A 4,983-nucleotide genomic window follows, 5' to 3' on the forward strand; every position below is an offset into this window, starting at 1 on the left:
GTTGTGGAAAGTTCTGCACTATGCAGAGGTACGTACCGATTAAGACTAAGTAGCCATATCATTGATGGTTAGTATATTCTCGTTCTGCACTATGCAGAGGTACGTACCGATTAAGACTAGAGATGTTATGTGCCGAGAGCATTTCTATAAGTTCTGCACTATGCAGAGGTACGTACCGATTAAGACGCAAAGTCGTTTCCTTGATAGTTTATATGGGTTCTGCACTATGCATGAGAGCGGATAAAGTGAAACACTGTTTCACCCGCTCGCAAGGGGAGAGCTGTGCTCGAGTTGTACGTACCGATTAAGACGTAGGAGCTTTATGTGTTTTACCAGAATTGAATCGTTCTGCACTATGCATGAGAGCGGATAAAGTGAAACACTGTTTCACCCGCTCGCAAGGGGAGAGCTGTGCTCGAGTTGTACGTACCGACTAAGAGCTAAGGAATGTTTCTTTGGTACTCTCGATAAGTTCAGCGATATGCATAAAACCTATAAGCAATACCAAAACCGGAATCTGATAGAATCAGACTCCGGTTTTTTTGTTTTTGGCAAGCTTGCCGAACTGACGCTGTTAAAAGGAATGCTTTAATATAGTCACCAGAAACAAAAAACTTATCTGCCTAGTGGAGAAATTATTATGGTAACCTATTTAGTAAGCCGTCATATGGGCGCTGTAGAGTGGATGACACATATGGGGCATCACTATGACAAACACCTGACACATCTTGAAAATTATGATGGTCTAAACCCAGGTGACACCCTTGTTGGCTCACTACCCATCAACATAGTGGCAGACCTAAATGAGATGGGTGTGCGTTATGTGCATCTGAGCTTGTATATCCCTGAGTCGCTCAGAGGAATGGAGCTATCAGCTGCGCAATTGTCTGAGCTAGATGCTAAGCTTGAAGCCTATGAGGTTAAAAGAATAGACAACAACCGTTATGGATAAAAAATACTATGGTTACAGCCTCACATACTCTAGATTGGCAGTCTGCAGATTGCCAATTGATTTGGCATTCTGACACAACACACCGTAAGCCTGAGAATATCTATATTCGCTTGTGGGGATTGATACAGACCATCAATACAACTGAAGATCAGTATCTAGAGCAGTTGCATCGATGTCGTGATGAGCATAAAAAAAACATCATTATTCAGCACTTAGAGGCCAAAAAACAGTATTTTAACCATCCCAACTTTCCCTTGATTGCCTTCCATCCAACACAAACTTCCTATCACAAAGTTTCGCTAAAAAAAGGCGAGATTATTCCCATTTCCCTTGTGTTTGGGGGGAAGTATAGCCATTTAGCCCAAGCGTGGTTAGACTGGTTTGCAGTACGTTTGACCCTTGAAAACACAGGCTTTAGCTTGGCAAATATCCCCAGTCTAAAGCCACATCAGATTCAGCTACCACCGTTGACAGCAAATAAGCTTGCCAAATGCCAAATTGCAAATAAGCAGGCAAAGGCGCCAATAGATGCGCAAGAGCTAGAGACAGCGCCTGTCCAAGGCAGCCCTCAAGAGATGACCATCTTAATTGACACGCCAGCGAACTTTAGTCTAAATAAAACCCAGCAAAAACAAGTCAGTAACCTTTCTACGGCAGATATCCTTAAATATGCCTTTATTCATAATAGCCAAAAAAGGCTGTGCCAGTGGTTTCCTCAGCAAAATAAAGTGATTGAAAGCTGGTTTAAACAGTGGACGCCTTTGCTATTAAAAAGCCCCTTGTCGACTTATCAACTGCATGAGCGTCATGAGATTAAAACCGTATCTAAATCCAGCAGTGCCAGATCTCAATCAAAAATACAGTTTCATAAAGGTCATGCTGGCTGGTTAACCTTCAAAGGGGCTTGGCTAGAAGTCGATGAGTTGTTAACGGTGCTGTCTAGTATTCACCTATTGGGTCAGCGTATGCACATTAATGGTCTGGGCTACTTTTTGACCCAACAGCAGCTTGAACATTCTGCACCGACTTTGTGGCAACGGCATCTGATGGATAAGCATAAAATTAAGCATGCCATCGAAGAGGTGCTTGAGCGCCATGAGCTTGAGCCTGTGGTGGATGATAAGGGCAGGATTATGCAAGTCGATGCCTTAACAGAGCTGATCTATACTCAGCTGTCGACTGGAGTGTATGCACCTAAGCCGACACGTGCCATCTTTGTACCCAAGCCCAAAGGCGGTAAGCGCTGTATTGAGGAGCTTGAGCAAGTCGATATGATGGTACATCGGTTGGTATTTAACAGTATTGCTAAGACGATAGAGAGTTATCAGTCGCCGCTGTCATTAGGCTATCGTAAAGGTTACTCAAGACAGATGGCACGTGACAAGGTGCAGGCGCTGATTGACTCGGGATTTGGCTGGGTGGTTGAGGCCGATATTGAGTCCTTTTTTGACAATGTGCCTTTTGAGCGTCTCTGGCAACGTCTGGCAACCATACTGCCGCAACGTGAACTGCAAACCATAGCCCTGATTAAGAAACTGATGCAGGTTGGCTATACAGTAAGCAATGCCAGTGGTACGGTAGTAAAAGAGCACCTAAGGTTTAAAGGTCTGATGCAAGGTAGCCCGCTGTCACCGGTATTGGCCAACTTGTATTTGGCCATGCTTGATGAGCAGATTAATGCAGAGCACTTTGCCTTTGTGCGTTATGCTGATGATGTGCTGATGTTCTGTCGTAGTGAGGCTGATGCCAATACTACGCTAGCGTGGCTAGATCAGCATTTATCAGAGCTTGGTCTTAATTTGTCACTTTCTAAGACAGCGATTACAGCGGTTAATAATGGTTTTGAGTTTTTGGGTTATCGATTTGACAAAGAGGGCAGTGATGACAAATCGATTGTGCCAGTGCTGCGTCAGCGTAAGCCGATTATGATAACGGGCAGTCGCAAATATTTGGGTATCAATGGCGGTGCGCTTGAAGTACGTCAAAAGCAGGCTCGCAAGCAGCCTGGCAGAAGTCTTAGCACTTCACCCTTGAGTAATCAGCTGGTACAAGTCATACCGCTTAGGCGCATCAGTCAACTGGTAGTCATGGGTAACCATAGCTTATCTAGCCCATTACTTACGGCGTGTGCCAAGCATCATATTAGCGTGCATTTGGTCAATCAGTGGGGGTTTCAGGTGGGTACCTTTAAGCCAAGCCATGCTGAATATTATGCAGTAAGTGCAGAGCAATATCAGCGTCATCAACAGCTAAAGCCAAGTGAGCGCATGGCGATAGCGGCAGACTTGGTATTGGCGAAGATTAACAATTACCAAACTTGGATAATCAATAGCTACCGCAAAGGCGATGCTCAGGTTAACAAACAACTCGATCAAATCGCTAATCAGGCAAGCAGTGCCACAACCATCGAAGCCTTGATGGGATATGAGGGGCAGGCCGCTAAGATCTGCTTTCAGCGCTTGCAAAGTGTGATGATTGGCGATCAACAAGCAGCGTTTTCGAGTAAGCGGCGTAGTCGTGGTGGCCCAGATCGGCTAAATAGCATGCTTAATTTTGGCTACTATTGGTTGTTTACTCGGATTAGTGGCTTGTTGCACAGCCATGGATTAAACCCGTATCTTAGCTTTTTGCATGAGCCAGAGCAGAATTATGAGACGCTAGTGTATGACATCATGGAGCTGTTCCGAGTGCAGGTCGACAAGACGGTGCTGCGTTTGATTAACCGTAAGCAAATACAGGCAGACAGCTTTCATTTAGATGCCAAAAAAGGCTGGAAGCTGAATAATGATGCGCTGCACCTATTGAGTAATCAGTTGCAATCGACATTTGCCAGTAAGATCAATCAGACCTTTTTAGAAGACATTATATTAATACAAGTGCGTACCTTATTACATTGGGCGACTCAGCAGCAATCCTTGGTGTGGTTTTATTGGTATGCAGACAAAGATAATGTGCAATTTAGCTTGCCTGATGAATCGCCTCAAACATTGATTATCGATAATATAGAGAGCCAATAACGGATAGCAAACCGTTGAACATGAGCCAACAAGGAGGTGAGCGATGTCAAACGTAACCAAACAGCAAGCACCGTTATATGTCTTTGTCTATGATATTAGTAATGATAAAGAGCGCAGCAAGGTAGATGGTGTGCTGCGTGATTATGGCTTTCGGGTGCAAAAGAGCGTCTATGAATGTCATCTAACCCGAGGCGACAAAAAAAGGCTGCTCGATAAGCTAGAGTCTTTGACTATCGAAACGGGGCACATACGCTGCTATGGGGTTAATAGCAAAGTGATAAAGATTGGTGCGCCACCTGAAGATTTAGATGAAGAGTATATTTACTTTATTGAATAGCGGCGTATCTTGTGACCTATTTTGTATAAACTATTTTTTAATCAACAATCAAAAAAGTGAAAAATCCATTGGCGACCTATGATATACTTAACCTCGAACAGCCTTTTGAAATTCGACATCGCTAATTTTGTCCTCTGGACGCTATATGTGGTGTGGCTTTGAAAATGGCAGGGTTCTGCACTATGCAGAGGTACGTACCGATTAAGACTATTAGAGCTAATTTCTGGGCATTAGTGGCTTGTTCTGCACTATGCAGAGGTACGTACCGATTAAGACTATTGCTCAAGGTACGCACGATTGTATTCGGCTAGGTTCTGCACTATGCAGAGGTACGTACCGATTAAGACTAAACGCTCTTGTTATTTGCTAATTAAACCTGTTCTGCACTATGCAGAGGTACGTACCGATTAAGACAGTAATACAGTTATATTAGTTTTAGTTATTTAAGTGTTCTGCACTATGCAGAGGTACGTACCGATTAAGACTAATATTTATTGTTTTTTCAACCTTTCTTAAGTTCTGCACTATGCAGAGGTACGTACCGATTAAGACTTTTGAAATAGACAATGTCTATTGTCTTTTCGTTCTGCACTATGCATGAGAACAGAAATAGCAAAGCACTGCTTTGCCTGTTCGCAAGGGGAGAGCTGTGCTCGAGTTGTACGTACCGATTAAGA

At 43.6% G+C, this 4,983-nt stretch carries 3 protein-coding genes and 1 CRISPR repeat array; all 3 genes read left to right on the plus strand.

Going from position 1 to position 4,983, the window contains the following annotated elements:
• The first annotated feature begins 640 nt into the window (after positions 1–640).
• Genes csx16 through cas2 form a run of 3 tightly spaced genes read left to right on the plus strand, consistent with a single transcriptional unit; the run spans position 641 to position 4,306 of the window.
• Positions 641–952: a CRISPR-associated protein Csx16 gene (csx16, locus tag H140_RS0106575; protein WP_019672869.1), complete on the plus strand. Its 312-nt coding sequence runs from the start codon at positions 641–643 to the stop codon at positions 950–952.
• 8 nt (positions 953–960) lie between these two features.
• Positions 961–3,969 carry a CRISPR-associated endonuclease Cas1 gene (gene cas1 / locus H140_RS0106580; protein ID WP_019672870.1) on the plus strand — a complete coding sequence of 1,003 codons (3,009 nt, stop codon included), beginning with the start codon at positions 961–963 and terminating at the stop codon, positions 3,967–3,969.
• Positions 3,970–4,012: 43 nt separating this feature from the next.
• On the plus strand, positions 4,013–4,306 hold the full coding sequence (gene cas2 / locus H140_RS14145) for a CRISPR-associated endonuclease Cas2 (protein ID WP_019672871.1): 294 nt from the start codon (positions 4,013–4,015) through the stop codon (positions 4,304–4,306).
• A gap of 172 nt (positions 4,307–4,478) precedes the next feature.
• Positions 4,479–4,858: a CRISPR direct-repeat array (repeat unit 36 nt; unit sequence GTTCTGCACTATGCAGAGGTACGTACCGATTAAGAC).
• Positions 4,859–4,983: the final 125 nt, after the last annotated feature.

The sequence above is a fragment of the Psychrobacter lutiphocae DSM 21542 genome (assembly GCF_000382145.1).
In the GTDB taxonomy this organism is placed as follows: Bacteria; Pseudomonadota; Gammaproteobacteria; order Pseudomonadales; family Moraxellaceae; genus Psychrobacter; species Psychrobacter lutiphocae.